28 protein-coding genes and 1 tRNA gene are annotated in these 25,170 nt (G+C 61.3%); 11 read left to right on the forward strand and 18 right to left on the reverse strand.

Features of this window, described 5'->3' with window-relative positions; translation table 11 throughout:
- Positions 1-24: 24 nt before the first annotated feature.
- Positions 25-97 (reverse strand) — tRNA-His (locus tag EXE47_RS12305).
- 141 nt (positions 98-238) lie between these two features.
- On the opposite strand from EXE47_RS12305, the gene EXE47_RS12310 reads away from it, so the two are divergent.
- The 5 genes from EXE47_RS12310 (at position 239) to EXE47_RS12330 (ending at position 4,317) form a co-directional block, all read left to right on the forward strand.
- On the forward strand, positions 239-694 hold the full coding sequence (locus EXE47_RS12310) for a DUF5814 domain-containing protein (protein WP_089308643.1): 456 nt from the start codon (positions 239-241) through the stop codon (positions 692-694).
- A gap of 124 nt (positions 695-818) precedes the next feature.
- Positions 819-1,715 carry a COX15/CtaA family protein gene (locus EXE47_RS12315; RefSeq protein WP_255510318.1) on the forward strand — a complete coding sequence of 299 codons (897 nt, stop codon included), beginning with the start codon at positions 819-821 and terminating at the stop codon, positions 1,713-1,715.
- A gap of 139 nt (positions 1,716-1,854) precedes the next feature.
- Positions 1,855-2,676, forward strand: coding sequence for a basic amino acid ABC transporter substrate-binding protein (locus EXE47_RS12320; protein ID WP_049930712.1), 822 nt, complete (start codon positions 1,855-1,857; stop codon positions 2,674-2,676).
- A 79-nt stretch (positions 2,677-2,755) separates the two neighbouring features.
- Positions 2,756-3,592, forward strand: coding sequence for an amino acid ABC transporter permease (locus EXE47_RS12325; RefSeq protein ID WP_049930713.1), 837 nt, complete (start codon positions 2,756-2,758; stop codon positions 3,590-3,592).
- Entirely contained in the window at positions 3,589-4,317 is a 729-nt protein-coding gene (locus tag EXE47_RS12330) for an amino acid ABC transporter ATP-binding protein (RefSeq protein WP_086215741.1), read from the forward strand. Before EXE47_RS12325 ends, EXE47_RS12330 begins: the two co-directional genes overlap by 4 nt.
- A gap of 7 nt (positions 4,318-4,324) precedes the next feature.
- On the opposite strand, the gene EXE47_RS12335 is transcribed toward EXE47_RS12330, so the two are convergent.
- Complete coding sequence (locus EXE47_RS12335) at positions 4,325-5,395, reverse strand: zinc-dependent alcohol dehydrogenase family protein (protein ID WP_089308641.1); 1,071 nt, start codon at positions 5,393-5,395, stop codon at positions 4,325-4,327.
- 146 nt (positions 5,396-5,541) lie between these two features.
- Here EXE47_RS12335 and EXE47_RS12340 point away from each other — a divergent pair, with 146 nt between their 5' ends.
- Entirely contained in the window at positions 5,542-6,696 is a 1,155-nt protein-coding gene (locus EXE47_RS12340) for a HAMP domain-containing sensor histidine kinase (RefSeq protein ID WP_089308640.1), read from the forward strand.
- 19 nt (positions 6,697-6,715) lie between these two features.
- Here EXE47_RS12340 and EXE47_RS12345 read toward each other — a convergent pair whose 3' ends face one another.
- The 6 genes from EXE47_RS12345 to EXE47_RS12370 form a co-directional block, all read right to left on the reverse strand.
- On the reverse strand, positions 6,716-8,218 hold the full coding sequence (locus tag EXE47_RS12345; protein ID WP_089308639.1) for a replication factor C large subunit: 1,503 nt from the start codon (positions 8,216-8,218) through the stop codon (positions 6,716-6,718).
- 55 nt (positions 8,219-8,273) lie between these two features.
- The gene (locus EXE47_RS12350; protein WP_049930723.1) at positions 8,274-8,570 is read right to left on the reverse strand and encodes a DUF3006 domain-containing protein; all 297 of its coding nucleotides are present in this window, start codon (positions 8,568-8,570) and stop codon (positions 8,274-8,276) included.
- Positions 8,567-10,024, reverse strand: coding sequence for a lamin tail domain-containing protein (locus EXE47_RS12355; protein ID WP_089308638.1), 1,458 nt, complete (start codon positions 10,022-10,024; stop codon positions 8,567-8,569). Before EXE47_RS12355 ends, EXE47_RS12350 begins: the two co-directional genes overlap by 4 nt.
- Positions 10,025-10,238: 214 nt before the next feature.
- Complete coding sequence (locus tag EXE47_RS12360; RefSeq protein ID WP_094593221.1) at positions 10,239-11,387, reverse strand: site-specific integrase; 1,149 nt, start codon at positions 11,385-11,387, stop codon at positions 10,239-10,241.
- The gene (locus EXE47_RS12365) at positions 11,384-11,692 is read right to left on the reverse strand and encodes a hypothetical protein (RefSeq protein WP_137708360.1); all 309 of its coding nucleotides are present in this window, start codon (positions 11,690-11,692) and stop codon (positions 11,384-11,386) included. The genes EXE47_RS12360 and EXE47_RS12365 overlap by 4 nt, the downstream gene beginning before the upstream one ends.
- Positions 11,689-12,003 (reverse strand): hypothetical protein, encoded by a 315-nt coding sequence (locus EXE47_RS12370; protein ID WP_137708361.1) that lies wholly within the window; start codon positions 12,001-12,003, stop codon positions 11,689-11,691. The genes EXE47_RS12365 and EXE47_RS12370 overlap by 4 nt, the downstream gene beginning before the upstream one ends.
- 146 nt (positions 12,004-12,149) lie before the next feature.
- Here EXE47_RS12370 and EXE47_RS12375 point away from each other — a divergent pair, with 146 nt between their 5' ends.
- On the forward strand, positions 12,150-12,368 hold the full coding sequence (locus EXE47_RS12375; protein WP_241997581.1) for a hypothetical protein: 219 nt from the start codon (positions 12,150-12,152) through the stop codon (positions 12,366-12,368).
- A 1-nt stretch (position 12,369) separates the two neighbouring features.
- Here EXE47_RS12375 and EXE47_RS12380 read toward each other — a convergent pair whose 3' ends face one another.
- From EXE47_RS12380 to EXE47_RS12395, 4 genes are read right to left on the reverse strand one after another with little or no spacing between them, the layout of a single operon-like run.
- On the reverse strand, positions 12,370-12,849 hold the full coding sequence (locus tag EXE47_RS12380; protein WP_137708362.1) for a hypothetical protein: 480 nt from the start codon (positions 12,847-12,849) through the stop codon (positions 12,370-12,372).
- Positions 12,849-13,247, reverse strand: a complete 399-nt coding sequence (locus EXE47_RS12385; protein ID WP_137708363.1) for a hypothetical protein — start codon at positions 13,245-13,247, stop codon at positions 12,849-12,851. The genes EXE47_RS12380 and EXE47_RS12385 overlap by 1 nt, the downstream gene beginning before the upstream one ends.
- Positions 13,247-13,594 (reverse strand): PadR family transcriptional regulator, encoded by a 348-nt coding sequence (locus EXE47_RS12390; RefSeq protein ID WP_137708364.1) that lies wholly within the window; start codon positions 13,592-13,594, stop codon positions 13,247-13,249. The genes EXE47_RS12385 and EXE47_RS12390 overlap by 1 nt, the downstream gene beginning before the upstream one ends.
- On the reverse strand, positions 13,591-13,833 hold the full coding sequence (locus EXE47_RS12395) for a hypothetical protein (protein ID WP_137708365.1): 243 nt from the start codon (positions 13,831-13,833) through the stop codon (positions 13,591-13,593). The genes EXE47_RS12390 and EXE47_RS12395 overlap by 4 nt, the downstream gene beginning before the upstream one ends.
- Positions 13,834-14,069: 236 nt before the next feature.
- On the opposite strand from EXE47_RS12395, the gene EXE47_RS12400 reads away from it, so the two are divergent.
- Both EXE47_RS12400 and EXE47_RS12405 read left to right on the forward strand, forming a co-directional pair.
- Entirely contained in the window at positions 14,070-14,312 is a 243-nt protein-coding gene (locus tag EXE47_RS12400; RefSeq protein ID WP_137708366.1) for a hypothetical protein, read from the forward strand.
- A gap of 40 nt (positions 14,313-14,352) precedes the next feature.
- On the forward strand, positions 14,353-14,589 hold the full coding sequence (locus EXE47_RS12405) for a type II toxin-antitoxin system HicB family antitoxin (protein WP_137708367.1): 237 nt from the start codon (positions 14,353-14,355) through the stop codon (positions 14,587-14,589).
- A gap of 79 nt (positions 14,590-14,668) precedes the next feature.
- Here EXE47_RS12405 and EXE47_RS12410 read toward each other — a convergent pair whose 3' ends face one another.
- Positions 14,669-14,992 carry a hypothetical protein gene (locus EXE47_RS12410; protein WP_137708368.1) on the reverse strand — a complete coding sequence of 108 codons (324 nt, stop codon included), beginning with the start codon at positions 14,990-14,992 and terminating at the stop codon, positions 14,669-14,671.
- Positions 14,993-15,347: 355 nt separating this feature from the next.
- Here EXE47_RS12410 and EXE47_RS12415 point away from each other — a divergent pair, with 355 nt between their 5' ends.
- Positions 15,348-15,752 carry a hypothetical protein gene (locus tag EXE47_RS12415; RefSeq protein WP_137708369.1) on the forward strand — a complete coding sequence of 135 codons (405 nt, stop codon included), beginning with the start codon at positions 15,348-15,350 and terminating at the stop codon, positions 15,750-15,752.
- 250 nt (positions 15,753-16,002) lie between these two features.
- Here EXE47_RS12415 and EXE47_RS12420 read toward each other — a convergent pair whose 3' ends face one another.
- From EXE47_RS12420 to EXE47_RS12435, 4 genes are all read right to left on the reverse strand, one after another.
- Entirely contained in the window at positions 16,003-16,557 is a 555-nt protein-coding gene (locus tag EXE47_RS12420; protein ID WP_137708370.1) for an HNH endonuclease family protein, read from the reverse strand.
- A 33-nt stretch (positions 16,558-16,590) separates the two neighbouring features.
- Complete coding sequence (locus tag EXE47_RS12425) at positions 16,591-17,844, reverse strand: DUF262 domain-containing protein (protein ID WP_137708371.1); 1,254 nt, start codon at positions 17,842-17,844, stop codon at positions 16,591-16,593.
- 99 nt (positions 17,845-17,943) lie between these two features.
- A complete protein-coding gene (locus tag EXE47_RS12430) occupies positions 17,944-21,792 on the reverse strand; it encodes an Eco57I restriction-modification methylase domain-containing protein (RefSeq protein WP_137708372.1) in 3,849 nt (1,282 codons plus the stop codon).
- 120 nt (positions 21,793-21,912) lie between these two features.
- Positions 21,913-22,875, reverse strand: coding sequence for a Cdc6/Cdc18 family protein (locus tag EXE47_RS12435; protein WP_241997583.1), 963 nt, complete (start codon positions 22,873-22,875; stop codon positions 21,913-21,915).
- Between the two features lie 267 nt (positions 22,876-23,142).
- Here EXE47_RS12435 and EXE47_RS12440 point away from each other — a divergent pair, with 267 nt between their 5' ends.
- On the forward strand, positions 23,143-24,507 hold the full coding sequence (locus EXE47_RS12440) for a helix-turn-helix domain-containing protein (RefSeq protein ID WP_137708374.1): 1,365 nt from the start codon (positions 23,143-23,145) through the stop codon (positions 24,505-24,507).
- Positions 24,508-24,754: 247 nt separating this feature from the next.
- Here the strand turns inward: EXE47_RS12440 and EXE47_RS12445 are convergent, their stop codons facing one another.
- A complete protein-coding gene (locus EXE47_RS12445) occupies positions 24,755-24,952 on the reverse strand; it encodes a hypothetical protein (protein WP_094553699.1) in 198 nt (65 codons plus the stop codon).
- Between the last annotated feature and the right edge of the window lie 218 nt (positions 24,953-25,170).

Here is a 25,170-nt window from a genome sequence, read left to right on the forward strand (position 1 = left end):
ACGCCACACGGCTCCGCCGTGTAGGTCCGGGTGCGAGAATCGAACCCGCGTCTCAGCCTCCACAAGGCTGAAGGATAGTCCACTACCCTAACCCGGACACGCGTCGTCTAGTACCCCGCTTCGATAAATAACGGTTACGACTCCCGGACGGGCGTGTGACGCGATGTCGTTCGAACCGCCGACGGTCTCTCGATCACCGCGTCGCTTTTGAGGGCTGCGGGCGTACAAATCGCTAACTGTGGCCTTTACCGACAAGATCTACGTGAAGAACCACCGGCAGCTCGCCTCCCAGCTGGAGGCGAACATCCCGAAGGGGGCGTTCGCCGGCGCCACCCTCGACCTGCTGTTCACCGGCGACGGCCTCTCGAAGCTCGACGAAACGACCCGCGACCGCGTCCTCGACTTCGCCGAGGACTTCCTCGACTGCGACTGCGATTCGAACCCGTACTGCGGCTGCCCCGAGGAGAAGTTCATGCGCTATGTCCTCGAACTGCGCGCCGAGGGGCTCGGCCCGCAGGCCATCGTCGACGTGATGGCCGACGATTACATGGTGTACGCGTACACCGGCGACGTGCTCTCGTTCCTCGACGACTCCGTCCGGAAGCTGGAGGCGATCGAGACGCTCGCGGACGTCGACGGCGACGAAGAGATGTCCGAGCGGGCGCGGCGGGCGAAGCGAGAGCTGTCCGGGTAGCGGTCGCGTACCGGGGGACGCTCGACCGCCTCGACCGTCCGTCGCCGCCTGTCGACCCGTGCGCCCTTCTCGATCGCGAGGAGCGGCCGAACGGTCTAAGTGCGCGCGCGCCCGAAATCGGCTAATGAGTCTTCGGCCCGCGTGGCTAACGTTCAGGCGATACGCGGCGGCGACGACGGGGATGACGCTCGTCCTCTTCTCGCTCGGCGTCTACACCGCGGCGACCGGCTCCGGGCTGGCGTGTCAGGCCCAGTGGCCGCTGTGTTCCGACCAGCTCATCCCGGCGCTCACGATCAACCCCGACTTCATCGAGTGGTTCCACCGGGCGTGGGCGATGGTCACCGGCTTCCTCATCGTCGGCGTCGCCGGGTGGACGTGGCTCGGGTCCGGGTTCGAGCGCCGGACCAAGCTGGCGGCGACGCTGGCGGTCGCTATCTTACCGCTCCAGATCACCGTCGGCGCGATCACCGTCACCCTCAGCGGGCTCATCCCGGGCGGGTACACGGTGTCCACGCACGCGGCGCACCTGTCCGTGGCGCTGATCATCTTCACGCTGCTCGGGCTGGCGACGATCTGGGGCGGCGGGCGCGGGAACGCGCGACTGCTCCGGGCGGCCGCGGGAATCGCCGTCGCCGGTATCGTCGCCAGCGCGGTCTTCTCGCGGGCAGTCCCGTTCCTCACATACGCGCCGCCCGCGCAGGCCGCCTTCTACATCACCGGACTCGCCGGACACCTCGGGCTCGTCGCGGCCGTCGCGTACGCGACGGAGGCGGTCCGGGGCGGGTACGACGGGCTCGACGCCGGGACGGCCAACACCGTTCGCGCGTTGGCGGCCGGGTCGTTGGCCGCGCTCGTGGGCACGCTGCTGCTCGGCCGGGACCTCGTGTTGTACACCGCGACGTGGCAGCAGATCAACCTCGCCGTCTTGGCCGTCGCCGTCGCGCTCGCCGCGGGCGCGGCGTGGACCCTCCGCGGCGCCGACGAGATGCGCGACGGGAGCGTCCCGATCGGCGGCGACTGATCGGGCCGCTCGCCGTCGGGTCGCGGCCCCGAACGGAGCGGCGTCTCTCCTGAACGACCCTGTCGAACCCCCGCAGTTCGGCAAATATTGCTATCTCGCGGCCGAAACGTTGAAATCGTGATCAACCGAGAAACGGTGTATGGACGAAAACCGTTCTGTGAACCGGCGACAGTACCTGACCGCGGTCGGCGCGAGCGGACTGGCGGCCACCGCCGGCTGTATCGGCGGCGGCGGCGGGGGCGGTGAGACGATCACCATCGGCTCCGACATCCCATACGCGCCCTTCGAGTACCGCAACGAGGCGGGCGACCTCATCGGATTCGACGTCGAGATCGCCGAGGCCGTGTTCGGCGAGCAGCTCGACATGGACTACGAGTTCCAGGAGACCTCCTTCGACGGGATCATCGCGTCGCTGAACAACGCGAACTTCCGCGTCATCATGAGCGCGATGACGATCAACGAGTCGCGCGCCGAGCGGGTCGACTTCTCGGACCCGTACTTCACCGCGTACCAGACCGTCCTCCTCTTGGAGGGCAGCGACATCGGCTCCCGCGAGGACCTCCAGGGCACGTCCGTCGGCGTCCAGCGCGGGACGACCGGCGAGGCCGCCGCCGAGGACCTCCAAGAGGAGTTCGGCGGCGACCTCCAGATCGAGAGCTACGACCAGATCAACGGCGCGTTCGACGCGCTGCTCAACAATCAGGTGGACGCGGTCATCAACGACAACACCGTGAGCGCCTCGTTCGCCGCGGAGAACGAGGAGGTCGTCTTCCTCGAGGGAGACGGGGTCGCGGCCGACCGCGACGACGCGCCGCCGTACCTCACGCTGACGATCGAGGAGTACGGGATCGCGTTCCGGCAGGACGACGACGACTTCCGAGAGGAGGTCAACGGGGCCCTCGCGACGATCCGCGAGAACGGGACGTACGAGGAGATCTACAACGAGTACTTCGACGGCTGAGTCTCCGGACCTCGCCGTCTCTACCTGATATCACATGGCAACACAGACAGAATCGGAGTCGAGCGGCGGCGGCGTACTGATGCGCGACCGGCTGGTGAAGCGGGTCGGCGAGGTGGCCGCCGGGGGGTTCGTGCTGGCCATCGGGGGACTGTTGGCCTGGATCCTTTCGACGCAGGTCGACTACAGCCTGCTCGCCTCGCCGCTCATCGCGCGGCGGTTCGCGGAGGCGTTCTTCCTCGTCATCCAGATCGTCGTGATCTCGAGTCTCCTCTCCGTGTCGCTCGGCGTCCTCGTGGGGCTCGGCCGGATCTCGACGTCGAACGTCACCGGACGGATCGCGAAGGGGTACGTCGAGTTCTTCCGCGGCACGCCCCTGCTGTTCCAGCTGTTCGTCATCTACTTCGGCGTGCCGCGGCTCTGGGCGACCGGCGAGTTCCCCTTCACGGACTGGGCGATCCCGGCCGCGATCATCGGGCTCACGCTGAACCACGGGGCGTACGTCGGCGAGGCGATCCGCGGCGGGATCGACGCCGTCCCCAACGGCCAGATGGAGGCGGCCCGGTCGCTCGGGATGTCCCGCGTGATGGCGCTGCGGCAGGTCGTCCTCCCGCAGGCGTGGCGCAACGCGCTCGCGGCCATCGGCAACGACCAGATCATCCTCGTGAAGGACACCTCGCTGCTGACCGTCATCGCCGTCCCGGAGATCATGAGCGTGTTCCGAAACATCAACAGCAACCAACTGGACCCGTGGACCCCGCTCGTGTGGGTGTGCGTGCTCTACCTCGCGATCACGATGTCGATGAGCCAGCTCGTCAACGGACTGGAGCGCCGGTCGGACTGGGGGTCCGACAGCCGGATGTTCGGTCGGCTGTCGGGGCTCGGCTCCGGCGACGACGACGGGGGTGAGGAGGCGTGACCGGTCCGCTCGTCGAGTTTGACGGCGTCGACAAGTCGTTCGGCGACACGCAGGTGCTGTACGACGTCGACGTCGACGTCGACGAGGGAGAGGTCGTCGTCGTCATCGGACCGTCCGGGTCCGGGAAGTCGACGCTGCTCCGGTGTGCGAACCGGCTAGAGGAGATTCAGGGCGGCGACATCCGGCTCGACGGCCGGTCCGTGATCGAGACGGACGTCAACGAGATCCGACAGCAGATCGGGATGGTGTTCCAGTCGTTCAACCTCTTCCCGCACAAAACCGCGCTGGAGAACGTCGCGCTCGCCCCGGAGAAGGTGAAAGGCGAGCCGGAGGGCGAGGCGAAGCGGGCCGCGTCCGACCTCCTCGACCGGGTCGGGCTCGCCGATCAGGCCGAGTCGCACCCGGGCGCGCTCTCGGGCGGCCAGCAGCAGCGCGTCGCCATCGCCCGCGCGCTCGCGATGGAGCCGCGGGTGATGCTGTTCGACGAGGTGACGAGCGCGTTGGACCCCGAGCTCGTCGGCGAGGTGCTCGACGTGATCGAGGGGCTCGCGGCCGACGGGATGACGATGGTCCTCGTCACCCACGAGATGGGCTTCGCCCGCGAGGTCGGCGACCGGATCGTCTTGATGGCCGACGGCCGAGTCGTTGAGCGGACCGAGACGCGGTCCTTCTTCGACGAGCCGTCGACGGACCGCGGGCAACAGTTCCTCTCGCGACTGCTGTAGGCCGCGCTCAGAACTCGGTAACGACCTCCACGCCCGCCACCTCGTACTCGTCCATCGCCGCGAGCCGGCCCGACACCTCCGGCAGTGACAGTTCGCGAGCGACCAGGGCGCCGGGGTCGATCCCCGTCGACTCGATCAGCGCGAACAGGTCCGGGTAGCTCGTCGGCGGCATCCCGCGCGAGCCGAGGAACGAGATCTCCCACCGGGTCATCCAGTCGGTCGGGAGCGACACCTCGCCGCGTTCGGCGTCCGTCGTGAGCCCGACTTGGACGTGGGTGCCTCGGGGACGCAGCGACCGGACGGAGTTCCGACAGGTCTCGGCGATCCCCAGAGCGTCGAGCGAGATGTCGGCGCCGCCGTCGGTGAGGTCGCGGATTTGCTCGGGGACCGAACTTTCCTCCGGCAACGACCCCAGACTCACGCTCTCGTCGGCGCCGAGCTCGCGAGCGAGCGAGAGGGCCGCGTCGTCGATGTCGACCGCGATCACGCGCGCGCCGAGCGCCGCGGCGATCTGGACCGCGGAGAGGCCGACGCCCCCGCAGCCGTGGACGGCGACCGCGTCGCCGCCGCTGACGTTCGCGCGCTCGGCGAGCGCGTGGTACGCCGTCATGTACCGACAGCCGAGCGCCGCGGCCGCGGTCGCGCCGAGCCAGGCGGGGCGCCCGACGAGGTTGTAGTCGGCGGCCGGCACCGCCACTCGCTCCGCGAACGCGCCCGGGGCGGCGGCCTCGAACCCCAGCGCGCGGCCGTCCTCGCAGACGTTGCCGGCCCCGCGGCGGCAGTGGGGGCACGTCCCGTCGCCGAGCGAGAAGGGGACGACCACGCGGTCGCCCGGGCGGAACCGGTCGACCTCGTCGCCGACCGCGACGACCTCGCCGGCCGGCTCGTGGCCGAGCACTTGGCCGCGCGGGACGCGGTCGTCCGCCCACTCCCCGTGACCGGCCCACGCGTGCCAGTCGCTGCGGCAGACGCCGCAGGCCTCCACGCGGACGACGGCGCCGTCGGGCTCCGGTTCGGGGTCGGGAAGCTCGCGAACCGCGAGCGGCTCCCCGTGGTCTCGAAGGATCGCAGCGCGCATACGGCGATCAATCGGCGGACGCGACAAAGGTCTCTCGGCGGTTCCGCTTCCGCGATCGATTTTTTCGTGTTATTTTGACTTGATCTCAGTGTATGACAAGTGATAGTTGAGTAATGTTTATGTGGACCGAGTAATCTGGTTGACACGTGTCACGACCGATGAAGCGACGGCCCGGGATCGCCTACCGCCGACCCGAGGGGGACCCCTCTCGGTTCGTGATCGAGGCGGGAGACGATCCGCGGGTCCACGCCCCGGAGCGGCCGGACGGCGGTTGGCTCGACTGCGTGGCCGACGAGGACCGCGACCGTCTCCGGGAGGCGCTCGAGACCGACCCCGTCGACGTGGTGTACCGCGTCGCGTCCGACAGTGAGCCGCAGTGGGTCCACGAGCGTGGCCGGGCGACCGAACGCGGCGACGTGGCGGGGTACCTCTTCCCCGCCGACGAGCGCGTCGAGCGCCGCAAACGGCTGGAACGACAGCGCGAGCGGCTGGAGGAGTTCGCGAGCGTCGTGAGCCACGACCTCCGGAACCCCCTCTCCGTCGCGGTCGGAAACATCGAACTGGCCGACGACCTCGACGGCGACGCGTCGACGGAGCAGCTGGACCGCGCCCTCGACGCCCTCGACCGCATGGACCACCTCATCGGCGACGTCCTGACGCTGGCGCGCGAGGGGAAAACGGTTCAGGCGACCGAGCCGACCGACCTGCGGTCGGTCGTCGAGAGCGCGTGGCGGACGACGGGCCGACCGGCCGACGCCGCGCTCGTCGTCGACGCACCGCTCCCGACGATCCGGTCGGACGCGGACCGACTCCGACAGGCGCTCGAGAACCTCTTCCGCAACGCGATCGAACACGGGACCCCGGACGGACCCGGCTCGGCCGGCACCGGCGGCGACGAGTCGGACCCAGACGAGCGCGGCGCGCCGAGGACGTTCGCCTCGGGAGCGGGGTCGCAGGCTGACGGCACTCCCTCGGACCCCGACGAGGCCGCGGTCCGCGTCCGGGTCGGGCGGACGCGCGAGGGGTTCTACGTCGCTGACGACGGGCCCGGGATCGACCCCGACCAGCGAGACGCCGTCTTCGATGCTGGACACACCACCGCGAAGGACGGGACGGGCTTCGGGCTCGCCATCGTCGAGCGAATCGCCGAGGCGCACGGGTGGACCGTCTCGGTGACGGAGGGCCGGGAGGGCGGCGCGCGGTTCGAGTTCTGCCGCGTGGATGCGATCGAGCCTGCGGGCGTGAGCGACGGCGGTTCGGGGCCGAGTTCGTCCCCCCTCAGCGGCAGCGGGAACCGGTGAACTACCCACCGAGACCGGCTCACATGAAGTCGGTCAGCCCGGCCTGATCGTCGTCTTCCTCCTCGTCGGCCGCTTCGTCAGCGGCCGCGCCGTCCGCCGAGTCGCGCTGGTCGCTCCCGTCGGCGGTCGCCTCGGAGCCGTCGCGGTCCGGGTCGTCGGCCGCGCCCGAGTCGCTCTCGTCGTCTCGACGGTCGGCCGCGGCGTGCGCGAAGGCGCCGTCCGCGTGCTCCTCGATCAGTTCCTCGCGGCGGGCCTGCGCGTCCTCGACGATCGACGCGACCTTGTTCGTCGACTCGCCGGAGCCGGTAACGAAGGCGACGCCCGCCTCGTCGAGGTCGTATGCGGCCGCCATCGCGACGGTCAGGTCGCGGGGCTTACAGTGGTGCGTGACGGTCTCGAGGAACGGGAGCACCTCGCGTCTGGCGGTCGCGACGCTACAGCCGCTCGCGGCCGCAATCTTGCCGACGACCTCGTCGGCGGTCGCGTCCGACGACGACCAGAACTGCGGGCGGCCGTACCGGGTCCAGCCCCCCTTCTCGCCGTCGCGGGCGGACGCGACGCCCGCCGCCGCGTTGTCGGTCGCGTACCGCCAGTAGGAGTAGTTCTGCGTGGCGCGGACGCGGCCGAGCCACACGTCGGCGTTCGCGAGGAAGTCGTACGCGCGAACCGCCGCCGCCGGCTCGTACACGTCGAGGACGTTGTTCTCGATCCACGCCGTCAGGTCGTCCGGGGTCTCGTCGACGGCGTACGCCGACCGGAGCGCCTCCTCGGCGGACTCCTCTTTCAACACGGCGTCGAGGAACGGGAACAGCCCCAGCGCCTTGTCGCGGTCGCCGGTGACCACGTCCTCGACCGCGATCGAGTCGCGCCCCTGCGTCGCGGCTTGGAGGTCGTTGACCGCGCCTCGGAGGTCGCCGCGGTTCCCCTCCGCGATCCGCTGGAGGGCGTCGGAGTCGAACTCGATTCCCTCCTTGCGGCAGACGTCGCGGAGGACGGGGACGATGGAGCGCGCGGAGACGTCGCGGAACTCGATCTCCTGGGTCGCGTTCCGGAGCCCCCGCGACATGTCGTAGTAGTCGTTGGCGATGAGCACGATGGGCTGGCCGGACTCCTTGACCAGCGTCGTGATCGCCGAGGCGCCGCCGCGGTCGTAGTTGCCGTGGATGTTGTCCGCCTCGTCGACGATGACGAGCTGTCGCGAGGCGGTGTCGCCGCCGGCCGCGCCGCCGCCGGCCGCGCTCCCGCTGAGGGTGGCGTTCCGCGCGGCCCGGCCCGCGAACCGCTCGATGACGTCGGCGGTGCGCTGGTCGGAGGCGTTCAGCTCCACCGTCTCCCACCCCATGTCATTCGCGAGCGCGTGCGCCGCGCTCGTCTTCCCGACGCCGGGGCTGCCGTGGAGGACGACCGCCTCGTGATGGTCGTCCCACGAGCGGGCCCACTCCGCGAACGCGTCGCGGGCCTTGTCGTTGCCGCGCACCTCCGAGAGCGTGCTCGGGCGGTACTTCTCCGTCCAGTCGGCCATTACCGAAGCAAGGAGCGAGCCGCGTTTAGTGGTTGCGGAGCGACCGGCGCCGCCCTTACGCCCCCTCGTCGGACGGCGGTCGCTCCGAGAGCCGATCGAACCGGTCCTGCGCCGCCTCGGCGCGGCGCTCCGTCTCCTCGGGCTCGTACGAGGCGGCCTCGATACGCCCGCCGTCGAGCGTCACCGACAGGACCGCGTCGGCGTGCCCTCCGTCCGGCGGAAGCCGCGAGGCGTCCAGCACCGCGTCCCCCACCTCGTCGCCGTCGCGCTCGAAGAACACGGTCGCGAGCCCGTCCTCGACGCCGTCCACGACCGCGGTGTACTCGCCGTCGGGGAGATCGATACCGGTCATTCGTAGCTCACCGCAAGCACGCGTTCCCCGGCGGCGTTCGAGAGTATCACCGTGTCGCCGGCGTTGTTCCAGACCGGCGACCCCGCCCCCCAGTACAGCTCGGCGTCGGTGTCTGCGCCGCTCCCCGTCCGGAGCGTCACCGTCGCGCCCGCGTCGAGCGTGTATCCCTCCGGGAACGCGTAGCTGTGCGCCGCCTCGTCCGCGACCGTCCACCCGGACAGGTCGATCGGCTCGTCGCCCGCGTTCTCGAAGACCACGTACTCGTCGTTCAGGTTCTCGCCGTCGTCGCCCTCGGCGTCCGCGTTGATCGCCGCGACTTCCAAGGCTGCGGCCGGATCGGTCGACGCCGTCTCGTCCCCTCCGTCAGTGTCGCCGCCGTCGTCGTCGGCGTCGCTGTCGTCGTCGCCTCCGCCTCCGGAACCGCCGTCGACCGGGTCGCCGCCGAGCCGAGCGCGTTCGACGACCTCGCCGCCTGCCCCGGGTTCGATCGGCTCGCCGTCGCGCACCGCGAGCGGGTCGGTGGGCGCGTCGCGCTGCGTCCGCACGGAGACGCCGTTCCCGTCGCTCACGAGGACGACGGTCCCGTGCGTCGCGGTCCAGTAGGTCGGGAGCGACCGGTCCGCGAACCGCCGGAGGACCTCCTCTGTCGGGTGACCGTACTGGGAGTCGTACGCGCTCGACACGACGACCGCCCGCGGTCCCACCGCGTCGAGGAACGGGCCGCTCGACGAGCTCGACGAGCCGTGGTGGCCGGCCTTCAGCACGGTCGACTCCAGTTCCGACCCGTACGCGTCGATCAGGTACGCTTCTTGATCGTCTTCGGCGTCGCCGGACAGCAGGAAGCTCGTCTCGCCGTGGGTGAGCCTGAGCACGACGCTGTTCTCGTTGCGCGCTTCGCCTTCGAGGTACGGCTCGGGCGGCCCGAGCACGTCGACGCCGACCGCGCCGAACGAGATCGCGTCGCCTTCGCGCGTCTCGTACAGCGTCACGTCGTGCTCCTCGACCGCGTCGAGGTACTCGGCGTAGGTCTGCGTGCTCGCGGCGATGCCGGGGTCGTAGACGGCACCGATCCCGTCGGCCTCCGTCTCGTAGTGCTCGATGATCGCCGCGTTGCCGCCGATGTGGTCCGCGTCGTTGTGCGAGGTGACGAGGTGGTCGATCCGCGTGATGTCGTGCCGCCGGAGGTACTCCAGCACGTACTCGCCGTCGTCGTTGTAGTGACCCGTGTCGACGAGCATGGTCGCTCCCTCCGGCCCGACGACGAGCGTGCTGACCGACTGCCCGACGTTGATGAAGTGGACCTCGACGGTGCCGTTCGCCGCCTCGGCCGCCGTCTCGTCGCCCGCGTCCGGTCCCGTCGGCGCCTGATCGCCGGGTACCGCGCCGGCACAGCCCGCGAGGAAGATGATCCCCGCGAGCAGGAGGATCCGGAACGCACCGCCCGTTCGTTTCATGTTTCGTTGATATTCTACACGGGCAAAGAGGTACGCATCCGTTACCGACCCGCACGTGTACTGTCCCGGATCGCGTCGCACCGTCCGCGAAGAGCGACAGCGGTCGCGCTAGCCGCATCCGGACGGTCCGCGTAGAATTCCGTATGGGACCGCTGAGGACACAAACTCGGTTTTTGCTGCTGTTCATCCGAATCGCGCGCTTCGTTTGAGTGTATCATTTTTCGTACAGTTTATCGAGGTTCTCTCGACGGATCGCCATCCGCTTCAGCTGCTCGGGTTGATCGTAGACGCTGTTCACCAGCTCAACCGAGGTCGCCATCTTCGTCGCAATCTCCTCCGGCGGCCACCCTCGGTCGCGATGCCACGTCACCGAGCCCGTCCGCCACTTGTGCGGGGACCGGACCGACGGGCAACGCGACTTCTGGCCGTGCTCTCGGGCCTCGCACTCCTCGGGATCCCGGTCGTGAGGACACTCCTTCCCGACCTGACACGGCTGCGTAACCTCGTACGACCGAACCCGGATTCCGGAGACGGTGATCCGGCCCGGCGCCTTCTTCGAGGAGAGCAACGGCTCTCGTCCGTGTTCGTCGGTTCCGGCCGCCCGGCGGACTCGGATGTACGCGCCGAGCACCTCGCCGAGTTCCTCCGAGATGTTCACCGGACGCTCCCCGCTGTCCCGCTTTTTCAGCGGCGTGTCGGTCTCCGGCCGGTGTCGGAAGTAGATGAACGGGAGCTCGACGCCGGCGAGGATGTCCTCTAGGACCGACTCTCCGACACCGAGGTCTTCCTGATACCGCAGCCGGTCGAGATCGTCCTCTTCGAGGTAGATGTCCTCCAGGTCGAGCGCCCGGAGCGACCCCGCACGGGCGCCGGTCTCCCACAGCAGGAACGCGATGACGTGGTCGCGGCTCGCGTACTCGTAGCGGTCGAGGAACGCGAGGATGTCCTTCGCGCGCTGCGTCGGCAGCTTCTCGCGGTTGATCCGCTCCTCCTTCGAAACGTGCGGGATGTCGACCTGACTGGCGACCGTGGGTTTGACCGCGTTCGCCTTGATCCCGAACTCGAGGAACTGGCGAATCGTCCCGAGTTGGTTGTTCAGCGTGTTCTTCTGGATGTCGCCGCCCGACCGGCGCATCGAGTCGAACCGGAGCAGGTGGCGGCCGTTCAGGTCGTTCAGGTTCTCGATACCCTCCTCGTCTTCGAGGTACTCGACGAACGGCCTGACCCGGTAGCGATAGCTCTGGACCGTGCTCTCCGCCTTGTCCATCTCTTGGCGTTCGAGCCAGATGTCGAGCGCCTCCCGCGGCGCCATCGGGATCAGCTCGTCACCGCCCGCCGGCGCCTCGTACTCGTCGTCTCTCACCGTTTCCCTCCGAGCGCGCTGATCGCGTCCTTGAGCAGCTCCTCGTCGGCGCCGTTCGCGAGCTCGACGAGGCGCTTCACCAGCAGGTCCCGCTCGGTCGACGTCGGCGGGTCCGGCCACGGCGTGCCCTTGACCTCGGTCCAGAGGAGGTACATCGACTCCTCGTCGAACTCGACTTCGAGCGGGCCGTCCGCCGTGATCAGCGTGAGGACGTAGCCGTCGTCGTCGACCGCCGGCCCGTACGTTACCCCCGTGAATGGGCGCTCAGGGTCGACGACGCGGCGCTCGACGTCGCTCCCGCTCATCGGTCGTCCCCGTCGATCACGATGTCCGAGAGGTCGCCGGCGTCGGCGCCGTCGCTCTCGGCTTCCATCTCCGCGGTGAACGTCTCGACCTCATCGCGGAACAGTCGGAAGAACTCGCGCGTCGAGTCCTCCGAGCGCACCTGCGAGTGCTGCTTCGTGATCGCGTTCACCATCGACTCGAAGACCTGTCCCTCGTCTTCGAGGACGTCGATGCCCTCCGAGAGACGCCGGTACGCGAGCGCCTTCTGGAACATCTTCGTGTTCACGACCGCCTCGATCTCCTCGTCGCTCAGTTCGTCGAGGTCGATCACGCCGCGACACCTCCCGAACGCTCTTGTCGCTGGTGAGCGACCACACCGGTAGATCGATGAGCGAGTCTCCCTCCGAGACGTGCGCCAGTTGCGACGAGGGTATCGAGGGTCGCACGCACTACTTCTGACTCCCCACCGAGTGGCGGATGTATCTCGAAGACGAGCGGGACCTCGGGTGGTTCCCGCTGGCTCCGGTCGTCGTCACCTGCCCCAAGTGCTACCACGGCCTGGACGACCTGGAAGAGAACCACGCCGACCTGCGAGCGTACGGACCCGACGCCGAGGCCGCCGAGAAGGAGGCCGAAATCTTCGACGTGCTCGACGACCTCACGCTCGACCGCATCGTCGACGAGGGCGAGATCTGAGCTACGCATTCCGACCACCTTGCTCGAACGGGACCAGCTTCACCTTCAGGTGACCGAGCGGGTGGACGCCCGCTGAAACGATCCGAAGGTCGTGGTCGCGGATGACGGGGCTCAGGTAGTACGTCCCCGGCGAACCCTCCACCTCGACGCGCAGGTACTTCGTGATCTCCCTGTCCGTTGGGCCGCGCTCGAAGTCGATCACTTCCTCGATCGAACCGAGGTCGTCGACGATCGCCTCGACGTCGCGAAGGGCGCGCATGTCCACCGGCGGCGGCGACTCGCCGAACTCCTCCGGCCGGTCGAGTTCGCCCGTCTCGCAGTCCAGCTGATCGAAGACCAGCACCGAGTTCGCGCTGGCGCCGCAGTCGACGCACTCGTACTTCGCTAAGACTGAGGTTCCGGTCTCGACCGCGATCCGCCGAACCGTGTGGTCGGTGATCTCGAACGTCCGCTCCGTCTCGCGTTCGACGACTTCCGGCATCACGCATCCCCTCCGTCGTCCCGCGGGATCATCGCCCACTGCGCGCGCTGGTCCATCGACACCGTGACACCGCCGAGTCGCTCGACGTCCGGGTAGTACTCCGCGACCGCGACCCGCGGCGCCTCGTCCGGCTTCCGACACCACTCCGGCGTCAGGTTCTCCTCCGCGTTCCGGAGAAGCACCTCCGGGAAGCGGTCGAACAGCCGGCGCTCGACCTCCTCGATGTCGATCGCGTTCGCGACCTCGTCACCGACCGCGCTCTCGTCGACCCACGCGTGGAGTCCCTGGTCGTTCCGGTGGAGCGTGATCGGTACCTCGATGACGGTCGGCTCGTCGCCGTCGGCCTCCGCGATCGCCAGCTGCTCCGCGATCCTGCTGACGTGCGCGTTCTCCGACATCACGCACCTCCGTCGATCGCTCGCGCGATGTGGTCGCGGCGCTCGTCGAGGACGCGGAACCCCTCCTCGGTGACGCGATAGGAGTTCGACCGGTCGTCGATCTTCCCCTTCTCGACCAGCCCCTTCGTGGCGAGTTCGTCGAGGTTCGGGTAGAGGCGGCCGTGGTTCACCGGCTTCTCGATGACGTCTTCGAGTCCGTCCTTGATCGCGAGGCCCTTCACCTCGCCCAGCGAGGACTCCAGCCGGGCGCAGACGGTCAGGAGGTCGATCTGGAAGGTCGTCAGGTCGGTGTGGCGGATGCGGTGCGTCTCGGGGTCGGTCGTCGGCGTGGTGGAGTCGGAACTCATGAATCTGTGAACTGCGAGGTGTCTCGGCCGATCGCGTCGAGCAGCTCCCGAAGGGGAACGCCGCTGACGTCGAGGCCGCACGGTGACAGCGTGGCGCGACCGCCGAAGCCCTCGAACGCGTAGCCGTGCGTCGAGAGCGGGCGACCGCACCCCGGACAAGCGTCGCTGTCGCCAGTGAGAACGATACCGCCGTGGTCTGTGCCGGGAGTTTCAAGGGTCCCGGACGGGTTTGCTGACATGGCTTTCGTGCCCTAGACACGGAAGCCCACGCGGACCCGTGCTGGAACACGGGGTCCGCATCGTTTTCGAAGGGACCCATCGACGAGCGACGGGTCCGCGAGAGTGCTTCCGTAGCTACACGTTCAGAAGGGTGGGCACTTAGTTGTGTTGAAGCAACTGATTGTTTTGGACAAGTTTGTTCGACGCAACTAATATCCACAAAATGATATAACCCCGGGGTCTCGTAATTCGGGTAATGGCAGGTCGCAAGGAGACTGTGAGCGACAAGGAGATTCTCCGTTTCTTCGAGCAGTCTCCAGACCACTTTTTGACGACGAACGAGGTAGCTGAGTACCTCGATTTCTCTAAGCAGGGTACCCGGAAACGACTCTACACGCTTGCTGATGAGGAACTGCTCGACTTCAAGAAGGTAGGGAGGAACCCAGCGTGGTGGCTGACCGACGATGGCCGCGATTTCCTCTCTGACGCCGACTCGTAGCGACAGAACGCTTATTCCGAGGTCATCGCTACTACCGGCCATGAGTAGTGGCCGCGAGATCCGCCTGATCGAGGAAGAGGAGGGTGGCTGGTCCGCAATCGACGAGGATCTCGGCGTCGCCTCCTGCGGCGACACCCGCGAGGAGGCGCTGGAAATGCTCGACGAGGCGGTTGCTCTCCACACCGGCGAGGCCGGCGAGCCAGTCACAGACGAGGCCCCGGACGAGGTGCCCGTGCCTGACGTCCCGTGGTTCGACGACGGTGACGAGACGGCGTAATTGTGGTCCAGCAGCGATTCACCGGGCCGGAGATAGTCTCCGCACTGTGTCGCTGGATCGACGAGCATCGCTGACGCGGTCACACGCGCCCCTCTTCCATCCGGTCGACGACTACCCCGCCGACGCGCTTGACCCAATTTGGAATCACGTCGTCGGGAACGCCGTCGCCGTCGTTGAACGCGCGGCCGATCTCCAGCGAGCCGTTGGCGATCCGCGCGTCGAGTTCCCAGTTCAGTTCGTTCGCCGCCTCGATCTCAATGCGGAGCGTGTGGTTCGCGTCGACGCTGACGACGATGCCCGCGCTGTTCGGTCCGCGTGCGTTCTCGATGCCCTCAGCGACGAGGTCGATGACGAACTCTTCGGTGTGTGCGCTACTACCGTGGACGGGTGGCTTCGAGGCCATACCTTGCGGTGGTCAGTTGTTCCTCTTGAGAGTCCCACAGGGTGTTCCAGACGGTTCCGGATGGTTCGAAACTCGGAGACGTGACGCGGTTATGCGGGTTCCGGATGCTGTTCCGGATGGTCAGTCTCTCTAGATGACACCTTACCGCAGTCATGTTAGGTCTGCTGAAAATTCTCTTTCAGAGATGTCTTCGATTAACACTCCGGTTGATGAAGAGTAAAAATTGACCAAAGAGGGGTATACCAATTCAAGGGGGTGTTCTGATATCCAGACAGGATACAAAGCGCGAACTAGTCGCGAGATGTAACGACATATACTACTATTCTTGTAGCTAGAAAATAATATTCAACTAATTATGAGTGAGGAAACTGAGATAGAAGATGAAAAACAAACCCAACGGCAACGGACCGCTTCAGATTACCTTTATCAGACGTTTGTCGGCGCAGCGAAATTTCTCGTACTCTCCCTCGGTTGGATATGGCGTTGGTTTGAACGACGCCATGCGTTTATACAAACAATCTTACTGTTGCCAATTACAGTAGCTGTTGGCCCCGATGTGTTGGGGTTAATCTCCTCGTCATTGAATTTCTTCTTCGGTCAACTTGTTTTCCTCGGAAATGACGCACAGACAAGAACTCACCCGCTACCCCTTGGATTTTCACTAAATGTGGTCTATATCCTATGGTTTCTAACTGCTGTCGTAGGATTTGTTCAGATAAAATCCCTACAAGACCGTATCAAGAAGTTAGAGAATAAGTAAAATACGTTCACTAATATAGGAATTCTAACAGGTATATGAAGGATTAATTTGCCTTACCGGTAGGTGAGTTACCTATACTGAGCGATTCTTGAGTATCTTATATTGAGCACATCTAAATCAAAATGTGTTACCTGTTAGGTATTCAACAGAGACGCCATGCTGAATATACCGCACGCATGTCGCTGTTGTGAACACGTCTCCTACTGTTCATTGAATTTGGTTCTAAACCGTTTATTTCCTCAACCAGTGGTCAGACATCTAGATTCCAGATTTGAACCATCGCATTTGCCAATTCAGAAGTCCGCTGTTCGATCTCATCAGTACTCCAGTTTTCGTAATCATCACAGAGCTGCTGGTTCATACTCAGTTTTGACCCAGCATATGCCTCTTTCTTCTTTTCAAATGGATCCGCGCCGATAGATATGTTCTTGTCTGTCTCAAGTAACGTGAGGTTACCTAGTTTATCTCGGAACTGTTCAAATTGAGCTTCCGTAGTACCGAGTGTAGAGGGCCACGCACTGTATTTTTTTGCTGTGAAGGAGGCTCTTGGCGCAATGTGCTCGCGGTCTAGCTCGTCAAGATTCACTTCTGGGCCATCGTAGTAGTCCATCTCAAGCCGTTTGAGGATATAGCTCGTCCGGTCGTTTAGCCGCACTCGCTTATTTTCAATCGACGCGATGAACTCCTCGTCACTGGGGCACCGATCTAAAAGTCCACTGTAGTGCTGTGTTGAATAGCGGTTGTTGAGGACCAGTCTACCGACACCGGCTTTGAGACCACACGGCTCATCAGTTGACGAGTCGATTCATATCTACATTCTTTGCCCAACCACCGCTATTCAACAGAGCACACTGTAGACCTCGCGGATCGAGTTTTCTTTCTCAAAGGCTTCAGAGCAAATCCGGGAGTAAATCCGATCAAGTTCTCCACCAGTCGGATAGCTGGATACCTTCCAGCGCATCAGGAAGCTTTCGAGGAGAAGTAGACTCTCCATTACCTTATTTGCCGTATTATATTCTTCAAAGACACGCAGCATGAGTGTCCTCGCCTGAACAGAGTTGATGATATCTAAATCTTCAAGCTTGGAATTAATTGCCTTGTTGCCCGCATCATCGTACATGTCGATTTCGTGATTGAGAATCTTTGCGTAGAGCTCTGCCTTGTCAGCCAACTCAGAAACATACTCATTCAACGAGATTCCTGCTTCAGGAAGCTTGGAGTCGACAATCTTCTGGTATTCATCGTACAGTTTGTAGTCAGAGACGTCGCCATCGTAATTCGGCTCTGACGCAGACATGATATAATGTCGGAAGAAGCGACTCGGTTGACTCATGTTCGGCATGAGTGTCTTGATGAGTCGCTCCCAGTCGTTCTGTACCTGCTCGTAGTCAATCTCTGAATCGGGGGCACTCGCAGCCTTACTAAACGTATAGTTCTTCATCAGATCGACCGATGAGAGTTCCATTCCCCGATCGTTCAGTGTCTCGAATAGGCGGAACGCAGACTGTTCTCCCTCACAGCGGATCGATACAAGTGTAACTGACGCTAAGAGCCGTTTTCTCAACTCATCCAGTTCCTCAGTGTCCAAATCATCGAGCTTGCTTGCGTAGAACTGGACAGCTTCACGCAGTTGCCCTTCATCCATCTTCTCGTATTTCCGCTCGATCACCTTCTCTAGGTTGGGGTTGTCAAACGTACTGAGAGTGAGATTCTGGTACTCGTTCAGATCAAGGTCTTGCTTCTTGAGATACTTGTTCTCGATATCCTCTGCCTGCCCTGACTCCTCTAACTCGTAGTACTTCTCCCGCATCAACGACAGAAGGACAGTGATCGTTGCGATCCGCTGTTGGCCGTCAACAATCTCCAGTTTGTTCAGTTCATTCAGGCCACTTGAGCGCTCAATGAGTACAATTGAACCCAAAAAGTGCGTTGAGTCAGACCGGATTGAGTTTAGATCAGCCCACAACGCCCCCCACTGTTCTTCCTGCCACGAGTAGCGACGCTGGTAGTCCGGAACAGTGTAACGGTAGTTTCGGGTGAGAACCTGTTCGACCGTATCTTCAGTCGCAGAGAGTCCAATCCCGTTCGGCATGTCCGAAATATCATTCGAGTATAAATAAAACACAAAGATAATTCTTCGGCGCTTACCATCCAATTGGGGTGAAGACAGTAGGGATCCTTTGGTAAGTACCTAAGCCGAAAACTCGTCGTACTTCTCAAGCACAAGATCGAAGTACTCGTCAGTCATGCGGCGCGGATTTTGTACTTGGTAGAAGTCGTCAAGCACGAACTTTGTTTGCTCACGGTCGAGACCATATGCGTGGAACGCACCAGCGTCGAGCTCCGCCTGAATTCGTTCGCGCTCATCCGGTGACGTCGCAGCTTCGAGGTCGAGCCGATCGCGCATCTCGGCGAACGAATCACCGTAGCAGTTGAGTTTCGCAGCTCGTGTCCAGATGTGTTCGAACCAGTTGTCACCCTCAGTTAGACGTGGCATCTGTGATTCTCTGAGCTTGTACATGACAATATGGCTCTCAACTTTTGTTCTCATTAGGAAGTCAAACGGAATACTATTCAACAATCCAAGGGCCACAAACAGCTCTTTGTCGGAGAACCTACGTTCGTATACACCGTGTAGTGGTACAGCTTCCAGATCTTCTTTCTCAGGTTCAATATCGTAGGGGCGAATAGTGTGAACAGTATGGACAGCGACTGAACCTTTGGGGATCACCGACGCAATGAGCGTTCTTTCATCATTCGCCCTTGCTACCTCCCGAACTGCGATTCGATATGTAGTACAGTCAAGTAGGACATCTTTGTCGGATAGCGGTTCACCACGCTCACGCTCTAGAAGATCATTTACAAATTGAACTTGGGATTTGCTTGTTTTATTTCCTCCCATTTCATCATAAATCGACCGTTTGAGATTACGTACTCCCTTTCCTCGGATCATTGCTTTAGCGCTCTGGTCCTGATTTTTTTCCTCCGAAATGCCCCAGATGGATATGTCTCCAATATCGAAGTATTCGTTATCGTATGAAAATTGATAAATGTTCTTTCCCTCATAGATAGGATAGTCACCACGCGATTCATCCTCAAATAGATATTCAGAATCTTTTGAACGATGTACCTCTGAGTACGGATTTATTTTCCAGGTTCCCTCTATATCCTCACCAATAGACGGATTTTGAAGAATTCTATATAAGGTATCTACTTCCTCTTGTTTTGTTACGAAAGGGAACACCCCCGACTGTGGTGAAAATTCTCTAAGAACAGTTCTCGGGATCTCAATTGTATGCTGTTTAAAGTTTTTGAGTATGCCAAGGTCCCGTTGCTGAAATGTGCCCTGAAGGACATCGGTACTTCCAGAGTTTTTGAATGTGGTGACAGCAAATTTATATCGATTGTCAATAGATTCAAATATTCCATGATTCTCAAATCCAATTATCGATTGTACATCTGTTTCATCAAGTAGGTGAAGGCGAATATCTTTTGTATTTGATCCAGAAAAAATAGTTCCAGGTAATACCTGTGAGACGTAACCCTCGTCTGCAGCAAGTGAATATATTCTCTCAAGGAATAAGGCAGATAGTTCGTTTTGGTTGTTTGAGACCGTTTTCCCGGCTATTTTGGGGGTTTGGAGTTGATAAACATCTGAGCCATTAAAGTAATCTGCCCTGTGTCGCATGCTTTGCTTGTATGCGTTGAAATCAGTCTGGATCTCCTCATCCTCCAGTAGTTCATTTTCTATCTCATCCTTCTCACTCTGCGTTCGAGTTCTAAACCGCGGATCATAGCGAGCAAAGAACTCCTCTCGATCTGTTGTCAATACATCCCATGGGGGATTTCCAACAATAACATCGAATCCGCCGGCATTGAACACCTCAGCAAATTCTAGTACCCAGTGGAAGGGATCGTAGTTCTGTAAGTCGCTCTCAGAAACATTATCAACAATATCACGGAAGTCAGCGAGTATGTCTTCATTAAGATCTTCTCGGTATTCGTCTAATAATTTGAGTGCATTCTCTCGATGCTTTTCAGCTTTCTCCGGGAAAGCACTGTACTCCTCATGGAGTTCGATTTCTTCAATGACATCATCATATCGCGAGCGGACACTATCTTCTGTCCACTGCTCAAATGTTGCTAATCCATCTTCTGTCTCTTCTTGAAACCCGACGTAGCCAATCAGCGAGTTCCCCTGACGGACGTTGAACGTGATGTTCGGCAACGCCAGCTGCTCAGTACTCAAGTTATCGACGTCTTCTGCCTCCAGCTCGGAGACAATCGAGAGCCACAATCGTAGCTTCCCAATCTCGACGGCAGGCTCCATGATATCGACGCCGTAGATGTTCTCCTGTACCGTCGTCTGTTTCACGCGGTGCCGGCTCGGTGTCTGGTCGATCGCCGTCCACAGCTCTTGGCGGACATTGGTGATCTCCTCGACGACGGACGTGAGGAAGTGTCCCGACCCCATCGACGGGTCTACGACATAGAACTCGTCGACGTCGTCGAGCAACGTCGTAATGAGATCTGTCGATGCAGCGAGTCCGTCGATGAGCTCGTAGAGCGTGTCGTACTGTTTGATCTCAGCTTCGGGCCACCCCCGATCCTCGACCAAGATGCGCTCGAATCGTTCCTTGAGTGCGGGACGAACCGTCTGCTCAGCACTGAACCGGGTGATCTCTTTTGGAGTGTAGTAAGCGCCTAGGTCGGCGTTCTGATCGCCGGGATCAGTGGTGAGATAGTTGATCGTCTTCTCGAACACCGAACCGAGGACGCTCGGGTCGATGTCTGTCGGCCCACCGTCGACGGAGAACTGGTAGCGCTCTAAGAGCTCGATGATCGATTCGAGGACGCTGTCTCGGACGTTGAATCCGCGCTCGTCGACATCGGAGTCGTTGCTGAGTTCCGGCCGGAACAGGCCGCCATTGAGATACGGAATCTCGCTGTAGAGGTCGATGTCCTCGATGTGCGACTCCCGCTGGTCTTCCTTCTCGTTGAAGACATCGTAGAACAGCGGGTCGAAGAACGACTTGTACATCGTCTGGGGGTACACGCCGCTCTCGTAGGTATCGAGGATGGTGCGCAGTAAGTCCGGCCGGACGATGCGCTTGTCTTCGAGGAACTTGATGAAGATGAGCCGATTCATCAAGTCGACAGAGAACAACCGTGTGTCGTCACCGTCGGCATCGTCCGGTGGCATGACGCCGTCGCCGACGAGGCTCCGAGCTCGGCGCTCGTCTTCGCCCTCTGCGACTCCGAACACGTACTTGATGTAGTCGTCGTAGAACTCGTCGGTGACGGCCTCCTGCTTCTCCTTGATGACGTCCTGCGCGTCGTCGATAATGGAGCGGAAATTCGTGTTCGCGAACGTCCGCACCAGCTCCGCGACGAGCTCGCGTTCCTCGTCGGTGACGACCTCGGTCGCAGGGTCGTTCGTCGTCGACGCGTTCTGGTGGAGTCGCTGGAAAACAGGACGGAGATTAACGTCGGAGATGACGCTGTGCGTGTACGAGTCGGCGTCGTACCGGACGAAGATCCAGCGGATGCCGTCCGTCGCGAACCCGTAGTCGGACTCGAACTCGCGCTGGCTGAGCCACGACTTCACCTGATCAAGTCCGTGCCCGCGATCTTCGAGGGGCTTGTTGAGCGGTTCCGCTTCGATCAGGAGCCGTGAGGAGTCGACGCTGGCGACGTCACGAAGCGAGATCGCGTAGTCCGCCTGTTCGCCACGCGTGTCAGAGAAATCACCCGCTTCGTATCCGTAGTCGTCGTAGCCAAGTGTCTCAAGCAGGGGCTCGATTACCCGTGCCTTCGTGAACGGTTCGGGATCCAGCTGGTCGGTGGTGTACTTGGACTTGAAATTGTACGGAGCAGGCGTTGATCGCAGAATCCCATCGAGATCGTCGTCGTCGATCTGATCGCGCATCCTGCTGATGGATTCGGCGATCGCGTCAATGACAGCATCCTCGTCCGTTCGGGAGACGTCGGTGTCGAAGTCGTCAAAGTCGAACTCAGTCTGTGAGCCGGAGGCCGACATTACGCCCGACTTTCACGTGCGCCGATAAGAAACTGGCTGTGAGTTACCTAGGCTGCTGGGTACTCTGGAACGTGTAATCGGGGCTTCAGAACGGTTTTTGCCCCTGAAATAGGGCGTCGGCTAAGGATGCGCTACACGGCCGATACTAGCGGACTTTGAGAGACTGTAGAGTTTCTTCCCGGCCCGGCTTTCTGTCTCGACGAGGTCGTAGTGCTCCAGTTTCGAGAGATGTGTGTCACGGAAGTACCGCAGACTAACTGGGTCGTCGTGGCGCTCGGAGTATCGCTCGTGGAGCTCGCGCTGGATCAGCGGTCCATCCTCTTGGAGCACGTCGACGACGACGCGCTGGTGATCGTTCAGCTTCGAGTACGTCTTCCGCGCGATCTCCTGCTCCGCCTCGGAGATCGAGTCCTCGACGAGTCGCCGCGGGATGTTCGACAGCCCCTCGCTGCTCGCCTTCCGCGCCGCCGCCCGGAGCGTCGTGATCCCCATGCGTGCGTCGCCGTCGGCGAGCCGCGCGATCGTCTCGCAGACCTCGTCGCTGGCGGCGCCGGGTCCGAGTCCGGCGCGAGCTCGGAGCCGGACGATCTCCGCGATCGTGTCCTCGCCGTAGCGGTCGAACGTGACGCGGTAGCCGACTGAAACGCGAGAGCGAACGCGCTCATCGAGGTCGGCGAGCAGGTCGACCTCGTCGTTCGCGATGCCGATCCACGAGAGCCCGCGGAACTCGTGAAGGTCGTAGAGCAGTTCGGTTTCGCGCAGCTGGTCGACCTCGTCGAGGATGACGACGCCCGGGCCGTTGAAGTCGCGATGGACGCGATCGAGCAGCGTCGACGTCGACGCGGAGCGCGGGACGGTCGTCCCGACGAGGTTGTGGGAGAGTCGTTCGAGGACGGCGTTCCGCGTGTAGTCCCGCCAGCAGTTCACGTAGGCGTACGGGACGTCGAGGACCTCGCGCCGGAGCTCGCGAACGGCGGCCCTCGCGACGGTCGTCTTCCCGGCGCCGGAGGGACCGAATAGGAAGCAGTTCTCGGCGCGCTGGCCGTCTTCGATCGGCGCGAGCGCGTCGGTGACCTCGTTCATGTGGCTGTTCCGGCCGACAATCGGATCGGGGAGGTGGTCGTCTTCGAAGACGGATCCGTTGTTTATCACACCACCGAGGACTCTTGCCGAGGTATATAAAGTGAACTCGGGGTGTTCCGGATGGTTCCGGATGGCGAGATCAGTATAAGACAGATCGTCCTCAGGGCTACCTGTTTAGAGATTCTCTTGTGGAGGTATCTGAGGCTCAAATTCTGATTTCACCTGTGGCACGTAATGTTAAGTTGAATCTGAACTAGCACTACGACAATGGATCTGGAAGAAGCAATCAGGAGGGGGAAACCGGAGGGAGAGCGGATTGAATATAAGTCAAAAGAAGTTGCTCCTCGTAAGGTTACAAAAGAGATTGCTGCGATGTCTAACGCTGCGGGAGGTTCTATTGTTCTGGGGGTCCGGGAAGATGCTCACGGGCAGCCAGACGGGCTGGAAAATATCGAATCCACTGATAAGATAGCTCGATCCGTCTCTGATGTTCTTAGTCATGTTGTGGAACCTGTGCCGGATTTTTCTACAGAAATTCTAGAGATCGACGGGAAGTCACAACTGGCAATCATAGTTGAATCCACGGAAGAACTGCTAAGCTACGAACATGAGAAAATTGAGGAACCGCTATTCCCAGTTCGGAGACAAACAGAGGTGAGATACCTCAGTGGCCACGAAGTACAGATTCACTATAGAGATCAGATTAATGGTAACTCCAAAGATGATGAAGAGAGACTACTGAGGCTCCCCGATTCAGAAGGTGAGACTTCAAATTATTTTATTGAATGCCCTGATGGGCACATATCCGAATTGTGTTTATTCACGCCGCACTATTTCCCGAATAAACCCTACAGGGTAGTAGCACAGCTTGATTACATCTCCGAGGAACGTGCTGAACACGTGTTCTCTGTATTAGAGGGTTTATTTGACCTGTCTGGACCGGACTGCCGTTTCACAATCAATCAGTCAAACGGAGCTTGGATCGGTAGTGGCTATGAGAACTTCGTAGCAAACCTTCGCAACCGTGAAAGTCGCTACTTGGAGGTGGAAGACTCTGGTTATGAGTTAGAGCTGTACGACCATGATCAAGCAGTTCTTATTTCTGATCTTGATGTCGAATACCCTGAATCAAGCGTACTCATCTACGCGGCACCGTTCACTTCGGGACCTGGGTATCGACATTTAACAGTGAACTTCCTAATTGACGGTCAGCCAGTTGATGTTCGGCCGTTAGTTGAGTTTTCTGAGCAGAGTAAAATGAGACTCAGCACAGCGAAGGGTGTAGAGATCGATCCTCAGGGACTCCCAAGCCCTGACGACATTCCTGTAGACCTCGTGGAGCGTACAACTAGAACTGTTGACCTTGACATTGAATCTGAAGCTAGTATTGATGGTGCTATTTGTGCGAACCCATTTTACGGGAAGCGAGAACTTTTGGAGAACAGATTTAGTATCGATGGGGCCGCCCCTATCACCAATTACTCCAGATTACGTGCTTTCCTGCGCGACTGGGACCAGCCAGAAGATCCACACGAATATACAACACAGCGATTTCAGATCGCCGACTGGAATGACTTTACACGAGGTGTGTATGCCAACGTGAAACAGATTCACTTCGGTATTAATTGGTAGTATACTGGCACCGAGAGGTGAATTCCAATACCGCAGTGTTCTACCGGAAGGACTGAAAGGCGGGCGATTAGCACATCCTTCTCGCCCAACTGGCGAGTAGCCCCTTCAGTTTAAATTAGACACTGAGCCGGGGGGACTCCCTTCACCTGACAAGAATAGCGTGCTGCATATAGAGCGTATACTCAGCAGCCCGAATTCTCTTCTTTGACTGGTCTCCAGTTAAGCGAGTATCCGATGGTGGCGGGAGTCACGCCACCAACTGGAGAAGGAGATACCCCACAGCAAACGAAGCAATGATGCCGACTACGACTCCGAGGGCCAGCCCTGTTGTCGACTGTAATCCGAACGAGAGTCCGGCGAAGATGGTCGCAAAGGTTACTGCTGCCCCACCGATGACGACCCTGAGTTTCAGGTCCGAGGCAGCAATTCGTTCGAGAGCGCCCATAATCCCACAAGGGGTCTCCGCTCACATACCGCTTGTGTAGTAAGAACCGCTCGCCAATCACCAAACTTCGGTGACCGGTGTCGAGGACCGGTGAGTACGCGCCCTCTATTCAGCAGGTACTTGACGAACTCCCGTAATTGGCAAGACCGCGCTGCGAGATACAGAGGATGTAATTAGCAACGGAACTGCGTTGTTTTCTCCACCTAAATCCTGAACTA

Origin of the sequence: Halorubrum sp. GN12_10-3_MGM, assembly GCF_005435235.1 — an archaeon.
GTDB classification, from domain to species: Archaea; Halobacteriota; Halobacteria; order Halobacteriales; family Haloferacaceae; genus Halorubrum; species Halorubrum ezzemoulense.

Bases quoted from the DNA above. Each gene is read 5' to 3' on its own strand.
- EXE47_RS12315 (WP_255510318.1), top strand. From the start codon at position 819: ATGAGTCTTCGGCCCGCGTGGCTAACGTTCAGGCGATACGCGGCGGCG.
- EXE47_RS12320 (WP_049930712.1), top strand. From the start codon at position 1,855: ATGGACGAAAACCGTTCTGTGAACCGGCGACAGTACCTGACCGCGGTC.
- EXE47_RS12325 (WP_049930713.1), top strand. From the start codon at position 2,756: ATGCGCGACCGGCTGGTGAAGCGGGTCGGCGAGGTGGCCGCCGGGGGG.
- EXE47_RS12335 (WP_089308641.1), bottom strand. From the start codon at position 5,395: ATGCGCGCTGCGATCCTTCGAGACCACGGGGAGCCGCTCGCGGTTCGC.
- EXE47_RS12345 (WP_089308639.1), bottom strand. From the start codon at position 8,218: ATGGCCGACTGGACGGAGAAGTACCGCCCGAGCACGCTCTCGGAGGTG.
- EXE47_RS12350 (WP_049930723.1), bottom strand. From the start codon at position 8,570: ATGACCGGTATCGATCTCCCCGACGGCGAGTACACCGCGGTCGTGGAC.
- EXE47_RS12355 (WP_089308638.1), bottom strand. From the start codon at position 10,024: ATGAAACGAACGGGCGGTGCGTTCCGGATCCTCCTGCTCGCGGGGATC.
- EXE47_RS12365 (WP_137708360.1), bottom strand. From the start codon at position 11,692: ATGAGCGGGAGCGACGTCGAGCGCCGCGTCGTCGACCCTGAGCGCCCA.
- EXE47_RS12375 (WP_241997581.1), top strand. From the start codon at position 12,150: ATGTATCTCGAAGACGAGCGGGACCTCGGGTGGTTCCCGCTGGCTCCG.
- EXE47_RS12380 (WP_137708362.1), bottom strand. From the start codon at position 12,849: ATGCCGGAAGTCGTCGAACGCGAGACGGAGCGGACGTTCGAGATCACC.
- EXE47_RS12385 (WP_137708363.1), bottom strand. From the start codon at position 13,247: ATGTCGGAGAACGCGCACGTCAGCAGGATCGCGGAGCAGCTGGCGATC.
- EXE47_RS12390 (WP_137708364.1), bottom strand. From the start codon at position 13,594: ATGAGTTCCGACTCCACCACGCCGACGACCGACCCCGAGACGCACCGC.
- EXE47_RS12395 (WP_137708365.1), bottom strand. From the start codon at position 13,833: ATGTCAGCAAACCCGTCCGGGACCCTTGAAACTCCCGGCACAGACCAC.
- EXE47_RS12400 (WP_137708366.1), top strand. From the start codon at position 14,070: ATGGCAGGTCGCAAGGAGACTGTGAGCGACAAGGAGATTCTCCGTTTC.
- EXE47_RS12405 (WP_137708367.1), top strand. From the start codon at position 14,353: ATGAGTAGTGGCCGCGAGATCCGCCTGATCGAGGAAGAGGAGGGTGGC.
- EXE47_RS12410 (WP_137708368.1), bottom strand. From the start codon at position 14,992: ATGGCCTCGAAGCCACCCGTCCACGGTAGTAGCGCACACACCGAAGAG.
- EXE47_RS12415 (WP_137708369.1), top strand. From the start codon at position 15,348: ATGAGTGAGGAAACTGAGATAGAAGATGAAAAACAAACCCAACGGCAA.
- EXE47_RS12425 (WP_137708371.1), bottom strand. From the start codon at position 17,844: ATGCCGAACGGGATTGGACTCTCTGCGACTGAAGATACGGTCGAACAG.
- EXE47_RS12430 (WP_137708372.1), bottom strand. From the start codon at position 21,792: ATGTCGGCCTCCGGCTCACAGACTGAGTTCGACTTTGACGACTTCGAC.
- EXE47_RS12435 (WP_241997583.1), bottom strand. From the start codon at position 22,875: ATGAACGAGGTCACCGACGCGCTCGCGCCGATCGAAGACGGCCAGCGC.
- EXE47_RS12440 (WP_137708374.1), top strand. From the start codon at position 23,143: ATGGATCTGGAAGAAGCAATCAGGAGGGGGAAACCGGAGGGAGAGCGG.
- EXE47_RS12445 (WP_094553699.1), bottom strand. From the start codon at position 24,952: ATGGGCGCTCTCGAACGAATTGCTGCCTCGGACCTGAAACTCAGGGTC.